The sequence below is a fragment of the Pseudomonas sp. ES4 genome (assembly GCF_050586665.1).
Classification (GTDB): Bacteria; Pseudomonadota; Gammaproteobacteria; order Pseudomonadales; family Pseudomonadaceae; genus Aquipseudomonas; species Aquipseudomonas frederiksbergensis.
Window position 1 is genome coordinate 70,676 of record NZ_JBOBDO010000004.1, and the last position, 21,397, is coordinate 92,072.

Below are 21,397 nucleotides of genomic sequence, written 5' to 3' on the forward strand. Positions count from 1 at the left end.
AAGGAGTCTGCATAGTGGGTCCCGGATTGAAAACAGTGGTTGGCCTGAGCCTCCTTGTTCTGCTGAGCGCCTGTGGCGATGAAAAACCGGTCGAAAAGGACCGTCCGCGGGTATTCGTTCAAGAAGTAAAACCTGCGGATTACGCAGCGACAGTGACCCTGACCGGTGATGTTCAGGCGCGGGTCCAGACCGATCTGTCGTTCCGCGTGGGCGGCAAGATCATCCAGCGTACAGTCGATGTCGGTGACCGGGTTTCGGCCAAACAGGTTCTGGCCAGGCTCGATCCCAAGGACCTGCAAACCAGCGTCGACTCGGCCCAGGCGCAAGTTGTTGCCGAGCAGGCCCGAGTCAAACAGACCGCCGCCGCCTTCGTTCGCCAGCAAAAACTCCTGCCCAAGGGCTATACCAGCCAAAGTGAATACGATTCCGCCCAAGCCGCCTTGCGCAGCAGCCAAAGCGCCTTGACGGCGGCCCAGGCGCAACTGGCCAACGCCCGGGAACAACTGGGCTACACCGCGTTGGTCGCCGACGCGCCGGGGGTGATTACCGCGCGGCAGGCCGAAGTCGGCCAAGTGGTGCAGGCCACCGTGCCGATTTTCAGCCTGGCCAGGGACGGTGAGCGCGACGCCGTGTTCAACGTCTACGAATCGCTGCTGACAGAGCCACCAGAGGGGAAAACGGTGGTCGTCAGCCTGATCGACAAACCTGAGGTGAAAACCACCGGCACTGTTCGGGAAATCACCCCGGCCGTCTCTGCGCAGACTGGCACGGTGCAGGTCAAAGTCACGCTCAAAGGACTACCGGAAGGCATGCAGCTCGGTTCGGTGGTGAGTGCCACGGCCCAGACGCCAGGCAAGTCGGCGGTCGAACTGCCCTGGTCGGCACTGACCAAAAATCTCAGCGAGCCGGCGGTGTGGCTGGTGGACGGCGAGGGCAAGGCACAGCTGCACAACGTCACGGTCGGCCGCTACTTGACGGGCAAAGTGATCATCAGCGCCGGCCTGAAGGGCGGTGAAAAAGTGGTCATTGCCGGCGGCCAGTTGCTGCACCCTGGCGTGAAGGTGGAAATCGCCGAAGACACCTCTAAGGATTTAGCCGCAGGAGCCCAGCCATGAAGCGTCTGTTACTGGTATGCGCCGGTGTGATGCTGGTGGCCTGCTCGGAAAAGGAATCGCCGCCGGAGCCTGTGCGTCCGGTGCTGTCCATCAAGGTCCAGTCTCTGGACGAAGAAAGCCTGGGCCGCTTCGCCGGCAGCATCCAGGCCCGGTATGAAAGCAATGTCGGCTTCCGGGTGTCAGGGCGTATCGCCAGCCGTCATGTGGATGTCGGTGCCGAAGTCGATCAGGGGGCGTTACTCGCAACCCTCGACCCCACCGATCAGCAGAACCAGTTGCGCTCCGCCCAGGGTGATCTGGCCAATGTCCAGGCGCAACTCATCAACGCCCAGGCCAACGCCCGGCGTCAGCAAGAGTTGTTCGATCGCGGCGTAGGCGCCCAGGCGCAACTCGACATCGCACAGACCGACCTCAAAACCACCCAGGCCTCCCTCGATCAAGCGAAGGCTGCGGTCGATCAGGCCAAGGACCAGCTCAACTACGTCGAACTGCGCGCCGATCACCAAGCCATCGTCACCGCGTGGAACGCCGAAGCCGGGCAAGTCGTCAGCGCCGGCCAGCAAGTGGTGACCCTGGCGCAGCCGAACATCAAGGAAGCGGTGATCGACTTGCCGGACACCCTGGTCGACCAGTTGCCGAATGACGTGGTGTTTCAGGTGGCCGCCCAACTTGACCCGAGCATCACCAGCACCGCGATCATTCGCGAAATCGAACCCCAGGCGCAAAGCGCGACTCGCACCCGTCGCGCCCGCCTGACATTGACCGACACCCCACCGGGTTTTCGCCTGGGCACAGCCATCAGCGTGACCCTCAGCTCCGCGATCAAACCGCGTATCGAACTGCCCCTGACCGCGCTCCAGGAAGTCGATGGAAAACCGCGGATCTGGGTCGTCGACCCGCAGACCCAAACTGTTTCCCCGCGAGACGTCAGCCTGATCAGCCGCACTGGCTCAACGATGGTGCTGGCCAACGGCGTGAAGTCCGGCGAGCGAGTGGTCAGTGCCGGCGTGAACAGCCTGAAACCGGGGCAGAAAGTAAAAATCGATGAGGACAGCCCGCAATGAAAGGGAGTTTCAACTTATCCGAATGGGCCCTCAAGCATCAGTCGTTTGTCTGGTATTTGATGTTCGTCGCGCTGCTGATGGGCGTGTTCTCGTACCTGAACCTCGGACGCGAGGAAGACCCGTCATTCACCATCAAAACCATGGTGATCCAGACTCGCTGGCCGGGCGCGACCCAGGAAGAAACCCTCAAGCAGGTCACTGACCGGATCGAGAAAAAACTCGAAGAGCTCGACTCGCTCGACTACGTGAAAAGCTACACCCGCCCCGGCGAGTCGACGGTCTTCGTTAATTTGCGTGATACCACCAGCGCCAAGGACATCCCGGAAATCTGGTACCAGGTGCGCAAGAAGATCAATGACATTCGCGGTGACTTCCCCCAAGGCCTGCAAGGGCCGGGATTCAACGATGAATTCGGTGACGTGTTCGGCTCGGTGTACGCCTTTACCGCCGACGGCTTGTCGATGCGCCAATTGCGCGATTACGTCGAGCAGGTCCGCGCCGAGATCCGCGAAGTACCGGGGCTGGGCAAGGTCGAGATGGTCGGCGAGCAGGATGAAGTCCTCTATCTGAACTTCTCCACCCGCAAACTGGCGGCTTTGGGTATCGATCAGCGTCAGGTGGTGCAGAGCCTGCAATCGCAAAACGCGGTGACCCCGGCGGGTGTGATCGAGGCCGGTCCCGAGCGGATTTCCGTGCGCACGACCGGGCAGTTCGCCTCCGAGAAAGACCTGGAAAACGTCAACCTGCGGCTCAACGATCGTTTCTACCGCTTGGCCGACATCGCCGAGATCAGCCGTGGTTACGTCGATCCGTCAACGCCGGAATTCCGCTTCAACGGCCACCCTGCCATCGGCCTCGCCATTGCGATGAAGAAGGGCGGCAACATCCAGGTGTTCGGCAGCGCGCTGCACCAGCGCATGAACGACCTGACCGCCGACCTGCCGGTGGGCGTCGGCGTGCACAACGTTTCCGACCAGGCCGAAGTGGTGGAAAAAGCCGTCGGCGGCTTTACCAGCGCGTTGTTCGAAGCGGTGGTGATCGTGCTGATCGTCAGCTTCATCAGCCTCGGCGTCCGCGCCGGGCTGGTGGTGGCGTGCTCGATTCCGCTGGTGCTGGCGATGGTCTTCGTCTTCATGGAGTACAGCGGCATCACCATGCAGCGGATTTCCCTCGGCGCGTTGATCATCGCCCTCGGCCTGCTGGTGGATGACGCGATGATCACCGTCGAGATGATGGTCACGCGCCTGGAAATGGGCGATACCAAGGAGCAGGCCGCTACGTTCGCCTACACCTCGACCGCGTTCCCGATGCTCACCGGTACGTTGGTGACGGTGGCCGGTTTCGTGCCCATCGGCTTGAACGCCAGCTCGGCCGGCGAGTACACCTTCACCCTGTTCGCGGTGATCGCGGTGGCCATGATCGTGTCGTGGGTTGTCGCGGTGCTGTTCGCCCCGGTGATCGGCGTGCACATCCTCAGCGCCAATGTGAAACCTCACGACGCGGAACCGGGGCGCATCGGTCGGGCGTTCAATTACGGCATGCTCTGGGCCATGCGCAATCGTTGGTGGGCGATCGGCATCACCGTTGCACTGTTTGTGGCGTCGGTGTTTTCCATGCAGTTCGTGCAGAACCAGTTCTTCCCGTCCTCGGATCGCCCGGAAATCCTCGTCGACCTGAACCTGCCGCAAAACGCCTCGATTGCCGAAACCCGCAAGGCTGTGGACAAACTCGAAGCGACGCTCAAGGACGACCCGGACATCGTGCGCTGGAGCACCTACATCGGCGAAGGTGCGATCCGTTTTTACCTGCCCCTTGACCAGCAATTGCAGAACCCGTACTACGCGCAATTGGTGATCGTCAGCAAAGGGCTGGAATCGCGTAACGCGCTGAGCCAACGCTTGCGCGAGCGCCTGCGCAAGGATTTTGTCGGTGTCGGCAGCTACGTCCAGGCGCTGGAAATGGGCCCGCCGGTAGGTCGGCCGATTCAGTACCGGGTCAGCGGCAAGGACATCGATCAGGTGCGCAAACACGCCATCGCCCTGGCCACCGAGCTGGATAAAAACACCCACATCGGCGAGATCATTTACGACTGGAACGAACCGGGCAAAGTCCTGCGCATCGACATCGCGCAGGACAAGGCGCGGCAATTGGGGCTGTCGTCGGAAGACGTGGCCAACCTGATGAACAGCATTGTGGTCGGTGCGCCGGTGACTCAGGTCGATGACGATATCTACCTGATCAACGTGGTGGGGCGTGCGGTAGACGCCGAGCGCGGCACTCCGGAAACCCTGCAGAACCTGCAGATCGTCACGCCGGGCGGCACGTCGATTCCGCTGCTGGCGTTCGCTTCCGTGCGTTATGAACTCGAGCAGCCGCTGGTCTGGCGCCGCGACCGCAAACCGACCATCACCATCAAGGCGGCGGTGCGCGACGAAATTCAGCCGACCGACCTGGTGAAACAACTCCAACCCGACATCGATAAATTCGCCGCCAGTTTGCCGGTGGGCTACAAGGTCGCCACGGGCGGCACCGTCGAGGAAAGCGCCAAGGCCCAGGGCCCGATTGCCAAGGTCGTGCCGTTGATGCTGTTTTTGATGGCGACCTTCCTGATGATCCAGTTGCACAGCGTGCAGAAGTTGTTCCTGGTGGCCAGCGTCGCACCACTCGGCTTGATTGGCGTGGTGCTGGCGCTGATCCCGACGGGCACGCCGATGGGCTTTGTGGCGATCCTGGGGATTCTGGCGCTGATCGGCATCATCATCCGCAACTCGGTGATTCTGGTGACGCAGATCGAAGCCCTGGAGAAGGAAGGCCATGCACCGTGGGATGCGGTGGTGCAAGCCACGGAGCATCGTCGCCGGCCGATTCTATTGACGGCAGCGGCGGCGAGCCTGGGGATGATTCCGATCGCCCGGGAAGTGTTCTGGGGGCCGATGGCCTACGCGATGATTGGCGGGATTGTTATTGCGACGCTGCTGACATTGCTGTTTTTGCCGGCGCTGTATGTGGCCTGGTACAAAATCCGCGAACCGAAAAAGCAAGCGCAGTAATTGGTGGGTTGATCGTTCCCGAGTGACGTTTGGGAACGGTCCTACTTACATGGCCGGTGCGTTGCTGTACGGTCCCTTTCCTGATGGAGGAGGGATTTCGATGTCACCGATGACTCATTGTCTGCGCTATGTGCTGTTGCTCGGCGCTCTGTTGTGTTCACCCCCGACGCTGGCTGGCAATGTGCTGGAAAATTCGCAGTGGCGCGTCGAACTCGATCCCGCCACGCTGGCGATCCTTGTCACTCCCGCACAACATTTGCCAGTGCAAGCCTCGTCGGGCGTTACCGGGTATAAGGTCAGCAACCTCAAGCAAAGCGCCAATCGCATGGACTGGCAGTGGGATGGCGGCGCCTGGACGCTCAGTGCCGCCCTCGATCAGCGTGACCTGTCCCTGTCCATCACGGCCCGTGATCCCGGTGAACTGAGCTTTCTGAAACAGCCTGGCAGTTCCATGGGAAAAGGGCTGATCTGGCCGCTGGCCGAGGGGCGTTACGTGCCTGCCGGTGATCCGCTGTGGCAAACCTTTCTGCTCGATCAGGGGGCGTTCAATACCACCCAAGACCTGAGTCTGCCGCTGTGGGGCGTTGATCACGGTGGCTTCACGCTGAACTGGCTGATGACCAACCCTTACAACAATCGCCTGATCTTCAGCGCCGAAAACAACAACACCCTTGCTCTGACTGTTCATCATCAATTCACCTCCCTCGAGCCCAATGCACCGCTGACTTTCAAGCTGTCGTTGGGTGATGTCGATCTGTTGGCGGGTGCCAGGCGCTATCGGAAATGGTTGATCGACAGCGGGCAATACGAAACCTTGAGCGACAAACTGCTGAAGACTCCCGAAGCCAAAAAGCTCCTGGGCGCCAGTCATGCTTATCTGTGGGGTAATGACCTGCTCGGACCGGAGGATGTTCGAAGCTGGCCAGCCTTGCTGAAAAGGTTGCGCGGTAATGGGCTGCTGGCCAGCGAGTTACGTTCCAGTTTTGACACTGAAAGCTCGCAGTTACTGGCCCGGGCTGAGCCACCGCTTGATCGTTACCAGCAAGCCACGTTGCTACGCAGCCTCAATGCTGCACTCAACAAGAAGGCACGCAGCGGCTGGCAGTCTGTGGTCGAACCGGACATGCAAAAACTGGCTGACGGCTACGGCGTGTTACGTGCTGAGCTGGCAGTGGCGTTTTCCGATGCTTTGACGGCAACCCCGGAACGCTGGGGCAATACCTTGTCACCCACCACAATCGAACAACTGAAAGCTGCAGGCCTGACGCGATTATGGCTTGGCCTTGGCGAGGGTTGGGAAGGGGGGCTCTGGCATCCTGAAACGGTGCGCCAAGGCGTTGCCGCAGGTTATCTGGTGGCGCCTTATGATTCCTATGAAACGGCGCTGACCATCACTGAAAACCCGGACTGGACCACCGCGCATCTGGGCTCCAGAGCCAACCAGGAATGTGCGGTCGTGCTGGAAACCGGGACGTTCAAAAGCGGGTTTCAGCAATCGGGGCATTACACCGATCCGCGTTGTGTTCGGCCATTGCTTGAAGCGCGCATCAGGGCTGTGCTTGGCAAGGCCGGATTCAATAGCTGGTTTCTGGACGCCTACGCCACTGGCATGCTGTTCGACAGCTACCGTGTGGGAGCGACCATGACTCAGGTGCAAAATGCCGAAGGCAACATCGATGCTTCGCGTTGGGTCAACGAGACATTGAAGCTACCGACCGGCTCCGAGGATGGCAACGCCACCACGGCCCAAGGTGTGTTGTTTGCCCATGGGATGCAGACACCGGTGATCGGCTGGGGGGATTCGGATATGAGCAAGAATCCGAAGTCGCCCTATTACCTGGGCCGCTGGTTTCCTGATGAACAGCCGCAGGTTTTCTTCAAGCCCGTGCCGCTCAAGGAACCCTATCGCACGGTTCACTTTGCGCCGCAAACGCGCTTGCCGCTTTATCAGGCGGTGTTCCATGGCTCGGTGATCACCACCCATCATTGGTTGTTCGACAGCCTTAAGTTGAGCAATGTGCGCGCCGATAATGAGCTGACGCAATTGCTCTACAACGTGCCGCCGCTGTATCACCTGAGTGCGGCGACGCTGAAGCAGCGGTTACCGGTGATTGCGCGTCAGGATGTGTTCTTCCGCCCGCTGCATGAGCGTCTGGCGACTCAGGCAATGACAGGTTTCCGTTGGCTGACTGAAGACCGTCAGGTACAGCAGACAACGTTCGCCGATGGCACCAGGCTGGTGGCGAACTTTGATGTACGCGAACGTGAGATGGATGGGCGACCGCTGGCCGATCGAAGCATTACCGCGTTTGACGCGAGCGGGGGAGTGACGACCTATCAAGTCGCTGTGCAACGTTAGAAAACCGTCGCGAACCTGATCGCGATTTGCGTCCTGACAGGCTACGCCGGTTTACGCCAGACACTCGCCAGCCAAGGCTGCTGCTCCCGCGGCAGCCCTGCCGGCCGGTAGTAATGCTCCAGCTCCACAAACCCCGCCGCCGTCAGCAATTGCTGCCACGTCTCAAGATCGTGGTACGCCCCATAACGCGGCCCGTTCCAGCCTTCCTGATTCTCGCCACGCGGGTTGGAACTGAACAGCACGCCACCCGGCTTCAAGGCCCCGCGCAACTCCTTCAATACCCGAGGCAGTTCCTGGCGCGGAATATGAAACAGCACCGCATTGGCGAAGATCCCGTCAAAACGTTCGGCCGGTAAATCCAGCTTCAGGAAATCCTGCTGCCAGACTTCACAACCGCTGTCCTGTCGGGCCATCTGCGCAAACTTCTCCGAACCATCAAGCCCTACGGCGGTGTGGCCCATGCGCGTGAAGGTTTGCAAATCACGACCCGGCCCGCAGCCAAAATCGAGGATGTCGAACGGCGCCTCACCCTGAATATGCCGCAACAGCGCATCGATGTTCTGGCTGACATCATGATCGCGCGTCCCTTCGCGAAAACTTTCAGCCACCGAGTTGTAATGGCCCAGGGTGGTGGAGGTGATCTGCTCGAGGTCGGTGGGGGTCTGTTTCATGGTCGGCTGCGCAGGCAATTGGGATTTGCCGAATATACGCCATCAAACCAGTGGCTGCTTCGCAGCCAATCGCGAGCAGGCTCGCTCCCACAGTTGATCGCGTCCGTCTGGACATCTCGGTCGAATGTGGGAGCGAGCCTGCTCGCGAAAGCGGTATCACTGACAACCAATAACTTCAGCCAGACTCAGCGCTTGTTGAGCCCCCGAGCCAACCGATCCCCGCCCAACTGAATCACCGCCACCAACACCACCAGCAACACAATCACCGTCAACATGATCTGGCTATCAAAGCGTTGATACCCGTATCGATAGGCGATATCGCCCAACCCACCGGCACCAATCGCCCCGGCCATGGCCGACGAGTTGATCATCGTCACCAGCGTAATCGTGAAACCGCCGACAATTCCCGGCAGCGCCTCGGGCAACAACACATGCCAAACGATATGCCCGCGTCGGCAACCCATCGCCTGCGCCGCCTCGATCAACCCGTGATCCACCTCACGCAAACTGACTTCGGCAATGCGCGCAAAGAACGGCGTGGCGGCAATGGTCAGCGGCACCACGGCGGCCCAAACGCCGTACGTGGTGCCGACGATCAACCGGGTAAACGGAATCAGCGCCACCATCAAAATCAGAAACGGAATCGAGCGGAACAGGTTCACGAACGCGCCCAACGCGCGGTTCAGCGCCGGTGCTTCATAGATTCCGCCCTTGGAACTGGTGACCAGAATCACCGCCAGCGGAATGCCCGCCAGCAGTGCGATCAATGACGACACGCCGACCATCAGGAAGGTGTCGATGAAGCCTTGCAGCAAGCGATCAAACCACATAACCCAGCACCTCCACCTGTTGTGCCCAGTTGCCGGCGCGTTGACGCAATTCCTCTGCGCTGAGAGACGAACCGGTCACCGCCAGCAGCAGTTGCCCGAGGGCATGGCCCTGAATCCGTTCCACGCCACCTTGCAGCAAGCGCACGCGACCGCCGAGGGCACTGAACAACGCGGCCAGGTCGGGCTCGTCGCTGGCGCTGCCGGTGAACTGCAAACGCAGCACAACAGCAGCGTCCGAGGACTGTGGCTGTGCCTGCAAGCGGCTTTGCAGTTCTTCCGGCAAACCGTGCTGTAACGGTGCCAGCAAGGTTTTGCTGACCTCGTGCTGCGGGTTGCCGAAGACTTCCCAGACCGGCCCTTGTTCGACGATTCGTCCGTGTTCCAGCACCACGACCCGATCACAGATATCGCGGATCACCGCCATCTCGTGGGTGATCAGCACGATGGTCAGGCCCAGGCGCTGGTTGATCTCGCGCAGCAGGCCGAGGATCGATTGCGTGGTTTCCGGGTCCAGCGCCGAAGTGGCTTCGTCGCACAGCAGAATCGCCGGGTCATGCACCAGGGCGCGGGCGATGCCGACGCGTTGTTTCTGCCCGCCGGACAGCTGCGCCGGGTAGGCCTTGTGTTTCTCTTGCAGGCCCACCAGTTCCAGCAATTGGCGGACTTTCTGCTGGCGTTTTTCCTTCGGCACCCCGGCGACTTTCAGCGGCAATTCGACGTTCTGCCAAACCGTCTTGGCCGACATCAGGTTGAAGTGCTGGAAGATCATGCCGATGCGCCGACGCAGCGCCACCAGGCGGTCTTCATCGAACTCGCCGATGTCGATCTGATCGATCAGCACGCGCCCCGTACTCGGTTGTTCCAGGCGGTTGATGGTGCGGATCAGCGACGACTTGCCGGCGCCGCTGCGGCCGATGATGCCAAACACCTCACCGCGCTGGATCGCCAGGTCGATGCCGTGCAGCGCGGCGACCGGTCCTTGCTGACCGTTGTAGGTTTTGCCCAGGCCGATGAAGCGCACATGAGCACGGTTCAGGTTCGGGTGCAGTTCCGTTTGTTCAGCGTTTTTGAGCTCTGGAATCTCCAGTCGCAGTTGCGTGGCTGCCGTCATATTCAGCTTTCCCACCCGGCTTGATAGAGCTTGCCGTGGGCTTTATCCAACGCTGCACGCACGGCCGGCGAATGCTGGTAGATGTCTACGAATTTGATCAGGCGCGGGTCGGTTTTGCTTTTCGGCTGGATCACGAACTGAATCACGTATTCCTTGTGGTCGAGGCCGTCGAACAGCAGGGCGGAGCCGGCATCGAAGGTCTTCGACAAGCGGATGTAGGCCGGGTAGCCCTGAACCAGATCGGCGTCGTCATAGGCGCGTACCAGTTGCACGGCTTCGACCTGAAGGATTTTGATCTTCTTCGGATTGGCGATGATGTCTTCTTCGGTGGCCTTGTAGCCGACACCCGGTTTTAGGGTGATCAGCCCGGCCTTGGCCAACAGTTGCAAGCCACGACCGCTGTTGATCGGGTCGTTGGCGATCGCCACGCTGGCGCCTTCCGGCAGTTCGTCGAAGCTTTTGTATTGCTTCGAGTAGAGGCCGACGTTGTTGATGATCCCCGGTGCGAACGGCACCAGGTCAAAACCGGCGGCGGCCTTGGCGTTTTCCAGGAACGGGACGTGCTGGAAGTAGTTCACGTCGATGTCGCCGGCCGCGAGGCTGACGTTGGGCGCGATCCAGTCGCTGAATTCCACCAGGTCGACTTGCAGGCCTTGTTTCCTGGCTTCTTCGACGGCGGCTTCCAGGGGAATGGCGAAGGCGGCGGTGGTGCCGACCTTCAGCGGCGCGTCGGCGGCGAAGGTGATGGAGCTGAAAAGGCCGAGGGCCAAGGCCAGTGCTTTGACTGGGTGGCTGAATAGTTTTTTGGTCATGATGATTTTCCAGTCAGTGCATTGGATTGGCGATCGTTCCCACGCTCCGCGTGGGAATGCAGCCAGTGACGCTCTGCGTCACCGCCGCAGGGACGCGGAGCGTCCCGGGAGGCATTACCACGCAGAGCGTGGGAACGATCAGTTACAGGGGTTAGTGTCGGTAATGGGATCCGGTATGTTGCTCAGGCAAATGCGCCTCTGCGTGAAACAGTTTTTCCCGCAGGCTGCCGCTGTCATAAGCGGTCTTGTACGACCCGCGCCGTTGCAACTCCGGAATCACCAGGTCGATGAAATCCACATAACTCTCCGGCGTGACGATTCGCGTCAGGTTGAAGCCATCCAGCCCGGTTTCGGCGATCCACGATTCCAGCTCATCCGCCACCTGCTGCGGCGAACCCACCACGGTGATGTAGCGACCACCGAGGGCGTGTTGCTCGAGTAATTTGCGGCGGGTCCAGTCGTTGTTTTGCAGGTTTTTGGTAGCGGACTGGATCGCGTTGCTCTTCACGTACTGGATCGGTTCGTCGATGTCGTACTCGGAAAAATCGATCCCGGTGGAAGCCGAGAAATGCGCCACGCCGGCCTCGGCACTGGCGTAGCTCAAGTACTCGGCGTGCTTGGCCCAGGCTGCCTCTTCGGTTTCGCCGACAATCACGTTCAACCCCATGAACACCTTGATGTCCTCGGGGTTGCGCCCGGCCTCGACGGCGCTGGCGCGCACCTTGTCCACTTGAACCTTGGTCGACGGTTTGTTCTGGCCGCTGATGAACACACACTCGGCATGCCGCCCGGCGAACAGCAAACCGCGATCCGAACTGCCGGCCTGGAACAGCACCGGTGTGCGCTGCGGCGAGGGTTCGCAGAGGTGATAACCCTCGACCTGATAGAACTCGCCCTTGTGCTCGACCTTGTGCACTTTCTCGGGCTGCGCGTAGATCCGCTGTTGCGGATCGTTAAGCACCGCGCCGTTTTCCCAGCTGCCTTCCCAGAGTTTGTAGAGCACTTGCAGGTATTCGTCGGCCTGGTCGTAACGACGGTCGTGTTCGACCTGTTCGCTCAGCCCCATGGCTTTGGCGGCGCTGTCGAGGTAGCCGGTGACGATGTTCCAGCCGACCCGGCCACGGCTCAGGTGATCGAGCGTGGACATGCGTCGGGCGAACAGATACGGCGGTTCGTACGTCAGGTTGGCGGTGAGGCCGAAGCCAAGGTTTTTGGTGACCGCAGCCATGGCCGAGACCAGCAGCAGCGGGTCGTTGACCGGAAGTTGGATCGACTCTTTGAGCGGGACGTCCACCGAGTTTTGGTAGACGTCGTAAACCCCGACGATGTCGGCGATGAACAAGCCGTCGAACAGGCCACGCTCTAGCAATTGCGCCAGTTCGGTCCAGTATTCGATGGTTTTGTACTGGGTTGACGTGTCCCGTGGGTGCGTCCACAGACCATGATTGATGTGCCCGATGCAGTTCATGTTGAACGCGTTAAGCAAAATCTTTTTCTTCGCCATCAGATGGTCCCCCGCAGTGGCGGGTTTTCATCGTTGAGGTAGTAGTTGCCCACCGCGTGGTACTTCCAGCGCACCGGGTCGTGCAGTGTGTGCACCCGAGCGTTGCGCCAGTGACGATCCAGGCCGTGTTCAATCAAGGTTGCCTGGCTGCCGGCCAGTTCAAACAGCGTGCTGCCAGCGGCGAGGGAAATCTCGGTGCTGATGGCGCGGGCTTCGGCGACCGCAATCGACGCGGCGGCGACGGTCTCGGCGTTGGTGTCGGCCTGGGCCTTGTCGAGGAATTCGCCGGAGCGTTCCAGCAAGGCTTCGGCGGCGTGCAGGCGAATGCTCAAGTGGCCAAAGCTCTTGATGGTCAGCGGGTCCTCGATAGCTTTTCCGTTGCCGGAATCGATCCACGGCCGGGTTTTGGTGCGCACGAAATGCAGCGCATCTTCATAGGCGGCGCGAGCAATGCCGGTGTCGATGGCGGCGTGAAGAATCTGCGCCAACGGGCCGGCGGTGGTCGGGCGCTCGAACGCACTTTGAAACGGAATCACGTCTTCGGCGGCGACGTAAACATCTTCAAACACCACCGAACCGCTGCCGGTGGTGCGCTGGCCGAAGCCGCTCCAGTCGTCGATGACCGTCAGGCCCTTGGCATGACGAGGGACGAAAGCGAGTTGCTGAACGCCGTTTTCGTCCACGACCGAGGTCGGAATGCGCTGGGCATAAATCGCGCCCGTGGCGTAAAACTTGCGGCCGTTGATGCGGTAGCCGTCGCCGTCGCGAGTCAGGCTGGTAACGCGGTCATGGGCGGTTTTGGTGCCCAGTTCCGCGAGGGCATTGCCGAAGCGTTGCCCTGCCAGCACTTCGGCGTAGAGGCGTTTTTTCTGCTCTTCGCTGCCATTCACCCGCAGCACTTCGAGCGCGTAGAAATGGTTCTGCGGGATCTGGCCGAGGGAACCGTCAGCCTGGGCGATCAGCGCGATCACCTTGGCCAGGGTGACGTTGGAAACCCCGGCGCCGCCGTATTCTTTTGGCACGCTGATGCCCCAAAGGCCCGAGCGGGAAAACACTTCCAGTTCCGGGTGTGGCAAACGGCGTTCGCGGTCGCGCAGGGCGCTGTCGCGTTTGAAATCTTCGGCCAGGTCACTGGCGACGATCAGGGCTTGCTCATCGCTGGTGATGACCGCGACGTGGTGAGAAAGGGTCATGTGTTTCTCCAGAGATCTGGTCAAAAGTGTTCTGGTCGTTAGATCCAGGAGTGGCGAGCGGGCAGCGTGCCGTTCAGGTGATAGGTGCCGACGGCGTGATATTTCCAGCGCACCGGGTCGTGCAACGTGTGCACGCGGGCGTTGCGCCAATGGCGGTCGAGGTTGAATTCGGCGAGGGTGGCGCGGCTGCCGGCCAGTTCGAAAAGCTTTTCGCTGGCCAGCAGCGAGATCTCGGTGGTCAGCACTTTGGCTTCGGCCACGGCAATCGAGGCGCGGGCGGCGGACTCGGCGGTGAGCGGCGCAGCGTTGACCTGATCGAGCACTTGCCCGGCCTTGCGCAACAACGCTTCGGCGGCGTGCAGTTCGATTTTCAGTTTGCCGATGTCGGCGATCACATAAAGGTCGTCGCTGGCCCGTTCGACCTTGGCGTCGATCCACGGCCGTGCACGGGTTTTCACGAACTCGATGGCGTCGTCGATGGCGCCCCGGGCGATGCCGGCGTCAATGGCGGCTTGAATCAGCTGCGACACGGCACCCTGAATGTTCGGGCTGTCGTTGATCTTCCAGTTATCCACCACCAGCTCGGCGTCGACCTGCACGTTGTTGAGCAAAATAGTGCCGCTGGCGGTGGTGCGTTGGCCGAAGCCCGACCAGTCATCAACGATGCGCAGCCCGGGAGTGCCGCGACGGACGAAGGCCAGAACCTGCTTGCCATCGTCGTTCAGCGCCTTGATGGCGACCCAGTGGGCGAACAGGGCGCCGGTGGAATAGAACTTCTGCCCGTTGAGGACGAAGCCGTCGCCGCTGGCGGTGATTCGCGCCTTGAGTTCAAGGGTGTTTTTGGTGCCGCGCTCAGGTCCCCCGTTACCGATCCGCCAGCCGCCGAGCACGCTTTTGAACAGCTGCTTTTTTTGCGATTCAGTGGCGCTGCCGAGTAACAGGTTGAGAATGCCGAACTGGTTTTGCGGGATCTGTCCCAGTGCCGGGTCGGCCGCGGAAATGATCGCGAAGACTTCGGCCAGCGTGACGAACGAAACCTGCGGGCCACCGTACTCACGCGGGATAGAAATGCTGCCCAGGCCGCTGCGGGTGAACTGTTCGATTTCCGACCACGGCAGCTTGCGCTGCTGGTCGCGTTTGGCTGCTTGCAGACGGGCGACTTGCGCCAGCTCATGGGCGGCCTTGATGGCTTGTGCGTCGTTACGCAAGACCTGCGCGGGCAACAACAACGGGGCGATGTCCAGATCACTCTGGACGATTGCATCTGCCAGACTGGACATCAGTGCCGCTCCTTGGCTGCACGCAATGCCCTGGCGATCTGCACTGGGGTGATTGTGTTCCGGACCATACCTACCTCACATCTCATGGAAACGCCGCGATGGTTGCGACGAACGAAAACAAGAATGTCCGGTGGTCCGGTGCATATACCCTAAGCGTGTATAAAAAATTAATAAACTAACTTTTAGGAATATGCATAGAAGGCGGTGCCACAGATTCATGTAGCAGCTGGCGAAGCCTGCGTTCGGCTGCGCAGCAGTCGTTAAAACAGGCGCCGCGGTTATTCAGGTTAATCGCGGATTCAGGATTTACGACTGCTGCGCAGCCGAACGCAGGCTTCGCCAGCTGCTACAAGGGATCTCAGTTTTTGCGGGGTTCGGCGGCCATGAGCATTTCTTTCGGCCGGGCCTTCAAGTACGGATTGGCGCAACCGATCTTCAGCCAGCGCGGCGGTGCCCAACGGGAGTTGTTGCCCGCCCGGTCGAGGATGCAATAAGTCACTTCCAGCCGCAGGTCTTCGCCGGCTTCGAGAATGATCGCCGGCGGCACCCAGACCTGAATCGGTTGACCGACATCGCAAGCCTTGAGCTTGGGCAGGTCCATGCGCACATCGCCCCAGCGCAAGGTGATTTCGTCGTCGGCGGCCATGTTCAGGTAAGGCTCGATGGTCAACGGAACACCGCGCTTGATCTGGTTCGGATTGACGCCCTGGCGGCGAATGGTCTCGGGAATGTTCACCGGCTCCAGACTCTGGTTTTCATCGCCGCACAGCGCTGACGGTTGGCCGCCGGGGCAGTCGAGTTTGATCTGCACCCGTCTGGTGGCTGAAAGGGTGGGGCCTTGCCCGATCTGCATGATCCGGTAGTGCACACGCGAGGTGCCATTGGCGATGAAGCTCTCGGGCACACGCAATTGGACCGGTTGGCCGACATCGTCAGCCGTCAGTACTCTGGAGGCCACGTAGCAGTTATCCCAGAACAGTTCGATCAGGTCGCCTTCGTCCATGCCGGAGTAGGGCGCCACATCGATCAGCAGGTGCGCCGCCGAGGTGATGTTGATGCAGGTCTTGTGAGATTGCGCCAGAGTTGGGGCCGCAAGTTCGGGTTTGTTCGAAGTGCTTGTCATGGGATTCTCCTTGAAGCCTTGCAGCGAAAGTCCGTTTCTGAAAGTTCGAAAGGCGTGAATTACCGGGCAACAAAACTGTTCACTGTGTGTGAAATTAAATAGTGAATGAGTGCGAGGTTAATTGCCTGTTGGAGACTAGATAAGAGTGCGCTTGTATAAGTGTCAATAGAGTTTGTTAGTTAAGTATTGGATCGTGTGTTATTCAGAAAGATCCTACGCAGTGGAGTTAATAAACTGCACCGCTCTGTCGAACTTGACCTTGTTCTATGGGCTTTTGGCGGCGGTGTCGACGGCGAAGCCCGGCACGGCGAGGGTGCGGGTCTTGGCTGGATTTTAAGCGAGGTTATTCTGTTGCAGGAGATATATATGTACCGCCTGCGGCTATAAGAATTTATCTATTGTTCAAAGAGGTGAACAAGCGAAGAGCCTATATCGAGGGTTTTGTTGGTGGGAGTGGTTGTCACTTCCATCCATGGAAGTTAACAAGTAGTGAGGCGATGTTTCAGTGCTGGGTGTTAGTCAGGAACTTGCTGAGAAACTGCTTCGTCCGTTCTTCTTTTGGATTGGCAAACAGGGCCTTGGCTTCGCCTTGTTCGACGATCACACCTTTGTCGAAAAACACCACGCGGTTCGCCACGTCCCGGGCAAAGCCCATTTCGTGGGTGACAATGACCATGGTGCGCCGCTCTTCGGCGAGGCTGCGGATGGTCGCCAGCACTTCACCTACCAGCTCCGGGTCGAGGGCTGAGGTCGGTTCGTCGAACAGAATCACTTCCGGCTCCATCGCCAGCGCGCGGGCAATCGCCACACGCTGTTGCTGACCACCGGAAAGGCGACGCGGGTACGCATCTTCCTTGCCCGCCAGGCCGACCCGGGCCATCAGCTTTTTACCCAGGGCAACGGCTTCGGCGTGCGGGATCTTCTTTACGATGATCGGGCCTTCGATAACGTTTTCCAGGGCAGTGCGATGAGGGAACAGGTTGAAGTTCTGGAACACGAAACCCACGTGCTGGCGCAAGCGTCGCACCAGGCCTTGCTGCTGGTTCAGCGGACGGCTGCCATCGATCTCGATGTCACCGACCTTGATCCGGCCGCTGGTGGGTTCTTCAAGAAAATTCAGGCAACGCAGGAACGTGGTTTTACCCGAGCCGCTAGGCCCGATGATCGCCACCACCTCACCTTCCTTCACTTGCAGATCGATGCCGTTGAGCACCACTTGACCCTTGAACTGCTTTGTCAGTTTTTCCACGACAATCATTGGGTCAGGACTCCAGATCGTGCCGATTGACCCGTGCTTCCAACTGGTTCTGCAGGTGCGAAAGCACCGTGGCCAGAACCCAGTAGATCAGCGCGGCGGCAAGGTACATGGTGAAAATTTCAAAGGTACGGGCGGTAATCAGCTGCGCCTGACGGAACAGTTCCGGCACCTGGATCGTGGCTGCCAGCGCGGTGTCCTTCACCAGCGAAATGAAGCTGTTGCCCAATGGTGGCAGGGCCGTGCGCATCGCTTGCGGCAGGATGGCCCGGCGCAGGGTCTGCGCGCGGGTCATGCCGATACTCGCGGCGGCTTCCCACTGGCCGCGCTCGATGGAGCTGATCGCGGCACGGAGGATTTCGCAGGCATAGGCCGCCATGTTCAGCGAGAAGCCGATCAGGGCCGCCGGCAGCGGATCAAGTTCGATGCCCAATTGCGGCAAGCCGTAATAGATCACGAACAGTTGCACCAGCAACGGCGTGCCGCGAAAGAACGACACGTAGATGCGGGCGATCCAGCTCACCAGTTTGAAGCGCGACAGGCGCATCAATGCCAGGCCGAAGCCCATCACCAGGCCGAAGAACATCCCGCCTAGGCTCAAGATCACCGTGTAGTACGCGCCCTTCAGCAGGAAAGGCGCGGAATCCAGCGCAAGTTGGAAAGCTTCTCCCATTATTGAGTGACGTCAGCGCTGAAGTATTTTTCCGACAGCTTTTTCAACGTACCGTCGGCACGCAGCTTGTCGATGGCTTTGTTCACTGCAGCAAGCAACTCAGGCTCGCCTTTGCGCAGGGCAATACCGGCTTCCTGGCGGGAGAACGCTTCGCCGGCGGCGGAAGTGTCCTTGGCCTTCCTGGCGTATTCCAGGGCGGCGAGGCGGTCGATCAGAATGGCGTCGATGCGGCCAACGCGCAGGTCCTGGAACTTGGTCGGATCATCTTCGTAGGTGCGGATGTCAGCCTTGGGCACATTCTCTTTCACCCATTGCTCGTAGTTGGTGCCCAGGCCTACGCCGACTTTCTTGCCGGCCAGATCGGCGGCGGTCTTGATGGTGTCTTTGTTTTTGGTCAGGGTCAGCGCCTGAATCCCGGAAACGGTGTACGGCGTGGAGAAGTCGTACTTCTTCTTGCGTTCTTCGGTGATGGTCACCTGGTTGATCACCGCGTCCAGACGCTTGGATTCCAACGCAGCGAGGATGCCTTCCCATTTGGTCGGCTGCAATTTGACTTTCACGCCCAGCTCTTTGGCCAGGGCTTCGGAAAACTCGACTTCGAAGCCGGCCAGTTTGCCGTCGGCGTCGACGAAACTGAACGGTGGGTAAGTGCCTTCCAGACCCACGTTGATCACGCCGGCGTCTTTGATTTTTTGCAGTTGCTCACCGGCAACCGCTTGCCCCAGCAGACCGGCGCTCAGCGCCAGGCCCAGCGAACCCACCAGCAGGTTTCGACGTAGTGCGGAAAAATTCATGACAAGCCCCTGTGTTTTCTTATGAAGACGCTTTTAGGAATGTTGGCAAAATCGGGATTTGGACGACTGCGATATCCTGCCCTAAAGCAGCGTATGCGTCTCGCTGCAAATTCGCCTGCGGCGTGACTATATGATGGCGGCTTTAGATTCGAAAATAATTAATAATAAGTTTGTTATTCACTATTGGAATATACAGTTGACGCGATCCATTGTGGCGAGGGGGCTTGTCGGAACGCCGCATCGCCCCGTTCGGCTGCGAAGCAGTCGCAATGACTGCTGACTCGGTATGACTGCCGAACACAAGGGCCGCTACGCGACCCAACGGGGGCAAGCCCCCTCGCCACAGGCTACCGCCTACAGGAAGTCTTTGTAGGCAAACAATGCCGGCGCCCCGCCGGTGTGCAGGAAGATGATCGGACCGTCATCGAAGCGCTGGCGCCCGATGCCATCGAGCAAACCCGCCATGGCCTTGCCGGTGTAAACCGGGTCCAGCAGCAAGCCTTCCTGACCCGCCACCAGCTTCACGGCGGCCAACGTCCCGGCATTCGGTTCGCCGTAGCGCGGGCCGAAATATTCGTCCCACAATTCCACCTTGAAACTCGCCGGCAGGCTCACGCCCAGCAGCTCGGCAGTGCGTTCGGCGAGGCCCTGGACTTTCGGGCGCTGGTCTTCGTCGCTGCGGGAAACCGTGACACCAATCACTGGCAAATCCGGCAGTGCTTCACTCAACGCCAGCGCCAGACCGCTATGGGTCCCGGCGCTGCCCGAAGCCAGCACCACGGCCGCGAATGTCAGCCCGGTGTCCTTGATCTGCTCGGCCAATTCCAGCCCGGCACGCACATAACCCAAAGCGCCCAATGCGTTGGAGCCACCAATCGGCACCAGATACGGCTTCTTGCCGTTGTTGCGCAGGCGATCGGCCAGGGCCTGCAATTGTTCGTCGGCATTGTCGAGGTTTTCCACCAGCTCGACCTTGGCGTCGAACAGGTCCAGCAACAGTCGATTGCCGTTACCGACATAGTTGGCGTCGTCGGTACCGAGAGGGTTTTCCAGCAGGGCCACGCAGCCCAGGCCAAGCTTGGCCGCAATGGCGGCGGTCTGGCGCACGTGGTTGGACTGAAGCGCACCAGCGGTGATCAAGGTGTCGGCGCCTTGTGCCAGTGCATCGGCCGCCAGGTATTCGAGCTTGCGCAGCTTGTTGCCGCCCATCGCCAGCGGCGTCAGGTCATCACGCTTGACGTACACATCGCGGCCCAGCCAGGCCGACAGGCGTTCGAGTTTTTCCAGGGCGGTAGGATGACCGAGCAAGTCGAGACGGTTAAAGCGGGCAAGCTGTTGTTTGATCATGGGGTCCGTACTGGGGGAGGGAGATGACAGGACTATAGGCACGCCTATTTAGCGGGGCAACTGCCAATCGGCCTTATGCCAAAAAGTGCTGAGCACAGCACAATCGGTTCTTAATTCGGCTTCCAGGCCATGCCGTAAAGTAATCGCGGTTAACGCGGCCAGACAGTCCGGCCGCCCGTGAGGAGTTTTTACCGTGAGCGAGCGTTCCAGTCATTGGCAACTGCAGACCATCGTCAGTCAACTGCGCACGGCGCGTGACCAGTGGCGGCTACAAAATGGCCGCGCCAGCACCGAACAGGGCGGTCGCGAGTTGCCTTCCCGAGCGGCCATGGCAGAGATTCTCGAAGCCCTCTGCGGCGCGTTGTTCCCGATGCGCCTGGGACCGGTGGATTTGCGCGAGGAGAGTGAAGACTTCTACGTCGGCCACACGCTGGACGTTGCGTTGAACGCGTTGCTGGCTCAGGCGCGACTCGAACTGCGCTACGCCGCTCGCCACAGTGCCCAGGCCGACACCGAAGTCGAGGCCAAGACGATTCAGATCATTCAGGACTTCGCCCTCGCATTGCCGGGGCTGCGCAGTCTGCTCGACACCGACGTGCTGGCGGCCTATCACGGCGATCCGGCGGCTCGCAGCGTCGATGAAGTGTTGCTGTGCTATCCGGGGATTCTGGCGGTGATTCACCATCGCCTGGCCCATCATTTGTACCGCGCCGGATTGCCGCTGCTGGCACGGATCAGCGCGGAAATCGCCCACTCGGCCACCGGCATCGACATTCACCCTGGCGCGCAGATTGGTCGCAGCTTCTTCATCGATCACGGGACGGGTGTGGTGATCGGCGAGACCGCCATCATCGGCGAGCGTGTGCGGATTTATCAGGCCGTGACGTTGGGCGCCAAGCGTTTCCCGGCAGATGAAGACGGTCAGTTGCAGAAGGGGCAGCCGCGACATCCGATTGTCGAGGATGACGTGGTGATCTATGCCGGTGCGACGATTCTGGGGCGGATCACCATCGGCAAGGGCTCGACCATTGGCGGCAATGTCTGGCTGACCCGCAGCGTGCCGGCGGGTAGCAACCTGACTCAGGCGAATCTGCAGCATGATGACGGGACGCAGAAGTAAGCCCGTAAATCTTCGCTGACTGACCCGGCCTCTTCGCGAGCAGGCTCGCTCCCACAGTGGATTGATGTTGGACACGGATCTGTGAACGACACTTCT

General features: G+C 60.1%; 17 protein-coding genes. 5 read left to right on the forward strand and 12 right to left on the reverse strand.

The genetic code is table 11. The annotated features are described in order from the left end of the window. The first annotated feature begins 11 nt into the window (after positions 1 to 11). The 4 genes from ACQ4OB_RS06215 (at position 12) to ACQ4OB_RS06230 (ending at position 7,588) form a co-directional block, all read left to right on the forward strand. Positions 12 to 1,115, forward strand: coding sequence for an efflux RND transporter periplasmic adaptor subunit (locus tag ACQ4OB_RS06215; protein ID WP_430955375.1), 1,104 nt, complete (start codon positions 12 to 14; stop codon positions 1,113 to 1,115). Next, positions 1,112 to 2,179 (forward strand): efflux RND transporter periplasmic adaptor subunit, encoded by a 1,068-nt coding sequence (locus tag ACQ4OB_RS06220; RefSeq protein WP_074872509.1) that lies wholly within the window; start codon positions 1,112 to 1,114, stop codon positions 2,177 to 2,179. The genes ACQ4OB_RS06215 and ACQ4OB_RS06220 overlap by 4 nt, the downstream gene beginning before the upstream one ends. Continuing rightward, positions 2,176 to 5,229, forward strand: a complete 3,054-nt coding sequence (locus tag ACQ4OB_RS06225; protein ID WP_430955299.1) for an efflux RND transporter permease subunit — start codon at positions 2,176 to 2,178, stop codon at positions 5,227 to 5,229. Before ACQ4OB_RS06220 ends, ACQ4OB_RS06225 begins: the two co-directional genes overlap by 4 nt. Positions 5,230 to 5,329: 100 nt before the next feature. Next, entirely contained in the window at positions 5,330 to 7,588 is a 2,259-nt protein-coding gene (locus ACQ4OB_RS06230; RefSeq protein ID WP_430955300.1) for a glycoside hydrolase, read from the forward strand. Positions 7,589 to 7,629: 41 nt separating this feature from the next. Here ACQ4OB_RS06230 and ACQ4OB_RS06235 read toward each other — a convergent pair whose 3' ends face one another. The 12 genes from ACQ4OB_RS06235 to ACQ4OB_RS06290 form a co-directional block, all read right to left on the reverse strand. Beyond that, a complete protein-coding gene (locus ACQ4OB_RS06235) occupies positions 7,630 to 8,259 on the reverse strand; it encodes a class I SAM-dependent methyltransferase (protein WP_074872516.1) in 630 nt (209 codons plus the stop codon). Positions 8,260 to 8,444: 185 nt separating this feature from the next. After that, positions 8,445 to 9,089, reverse strand: coding sequence for a methionine ABC transporter permease (locus ACQ4OB_RS06240; protein ID WP_095054448.1), 645 nt, complete (start codon positions 9,087 to 9,089; stop codon positions 8,445 to 8,447). Then, positions 9,079 to 10,200: a methionine ABC transporter ATP-binding protein gene (locus ACQ4OB_RS06245; protein ID WP_430955301.1), complete on the reverse strand. Its 1,122-nt coding sequence runs from the start codon at positions 10,198 to 10,200 to the stop codon at positions 9,079 to 9,081. Before ACQ4OB_RS06245 ends, ACQ4OB_RS06240 begins: the two co-directional genes overlap by 11 nt. Before the next feature lie 2 nt (positions 10,201 to 10,202). Beyond that, on the reverse strand, positions 10,203 to 11,012 hold the full coding sequence (locus ACQ4OB_RS06250; protein ID WP_430955302.1) for a MetQ/NlpA family ABC transporter substrate-binding protein: 810 nt from the start codon (positions 11,010 to 11,012) through the stop codon (positions 10,203 to 10,205). A gap of 151 nt (positions 11,013 to 11,163) precedes the next feature. Continuing rightward, complete coding sequence (locus ACQ4OB_RS06255; protein ID WP_074872521.1) at positions 11,164 to 12,516, reverse strand: LLM class flavin-dependent oxidoreductase; 1,353 nt, start codon at positions 12,514 to 12,516, stop codon at positions 11,164 to 11,166. After that, positions 12,516 to 13,709, reverse strand: coding sequence for an SfnB family sulfur acquisition oxidoreductase (locus ACQ4OB_RS06260; RefSeq protein WP_430955303.1), 1,194 nt, complete (start codon positions 13,707 to 13,709; stop codon positions 12,516 to 12,518). Before ACQ4OB_RS06260 ends, ACQ4OB_RS06255 begins: the two co-directional genes overlap by 1 nt. A 38-nt stretch (positions 13,710 to 13,747) precedes the next feature. Continuing rightward, a complete protein-coding gene (locus ACQ4OB_RS06265) occupies positions 13,748 to 14,989 on the reverse strand; it encodes an SfnB family sulfur acquisition oxidoreductase (RefSeq protein WP_074872524.1) in 1,242 nt (413 codons plus the stop codon). Positions 14,990 to 15,347: 358 nt separating this feature from the next. Then, on the reverse strand, positions 15,348 to 16,112 hold the full coding sequence (locus ACQ4OB_RS06270; RefSeq protein ID WP_102615003.1) for a hypothetical protein: 765 nt from the start codon (positions 16,110 to 16,112) through the stop codon (positions 15,348 to 15,350). A gap of 502 nt (positions 16,113 to 16,614) precedes the next feature. Continuing rightward, positions 16,615 to 17,370, reverse strand: a complete 756-nt coding sequence (gene tcyN, locus ACQ4OB_RS06275) for an L-cystine ABC transporter ATP-binding protein TcyN (protein WP_430955304.1) — start codon at positions 17,368 to 17,370, stop codon at positions 16,615 to 16,617. Between the two features lie 4 nt (positions 17,371 to 17,374). Further along, positions 17,375 to 18,040: a cystine ABC transporter permease gene (gene tcyL / locus ACQ4OB_RS06280; RefSeq protein ID WP_074872530.1), complete on the reverse strand. Its 666-nt coding sequence runs from the start codon at positions 18,038 to 18,040 to the stop codon at positions 17,375 to 17,377. Beyond that, the gene (tcyJ, locus tag ACQ4OB_RS06285) at positions 18,040 to 18,834 is read right to left on the reverse strand and encodes a cystine ABC transporter substrate-binding protein (RefSeq protein ID WP_074872532.1); all 795 of its coding nucleotides are present in this window, start codon (positions 18,832 to 18,834) and stop codon (positions 18,040 to 18,042) included. The genes tcyL and tcyJ overlap by 1 nt, the downstream gene beginning before the upstream one ends. Positions 18,835 to 19,188: 354 nt before the next feature. Further along, on the reverse strand, positions 19,189 to 20,181 hold the full coding sequence (locus tag ACQ4OB_RS06290; protein ID WP_430955305.1) for a D-cysteine desulfhydrase: 993 nt from the start codon (positions 20,179 to 20,181) through the stop codon (positions 19,189 to 19,191). A gap of 193 nt (positions 20,182 to 20,374) precedes the next feature. Between ACQ4OB_RS06290 and epsC the strand changes: the two genes are divergently transcribed. Beyond that, complete coding sequence (epsC, locus tag ACQ4OB_RS06295) at positions 20,375 to 21,301, forward strand: serine O-acetyltransferase EpsC (protein WP_033058482.1); 927 nt, start codon at positions 20,375 to 20,377, stop codon at positions 21,299 to 21,301. The last annotated feature ends 96 nt before the right edge of the window (positions 21,302 to 21,397 follow it).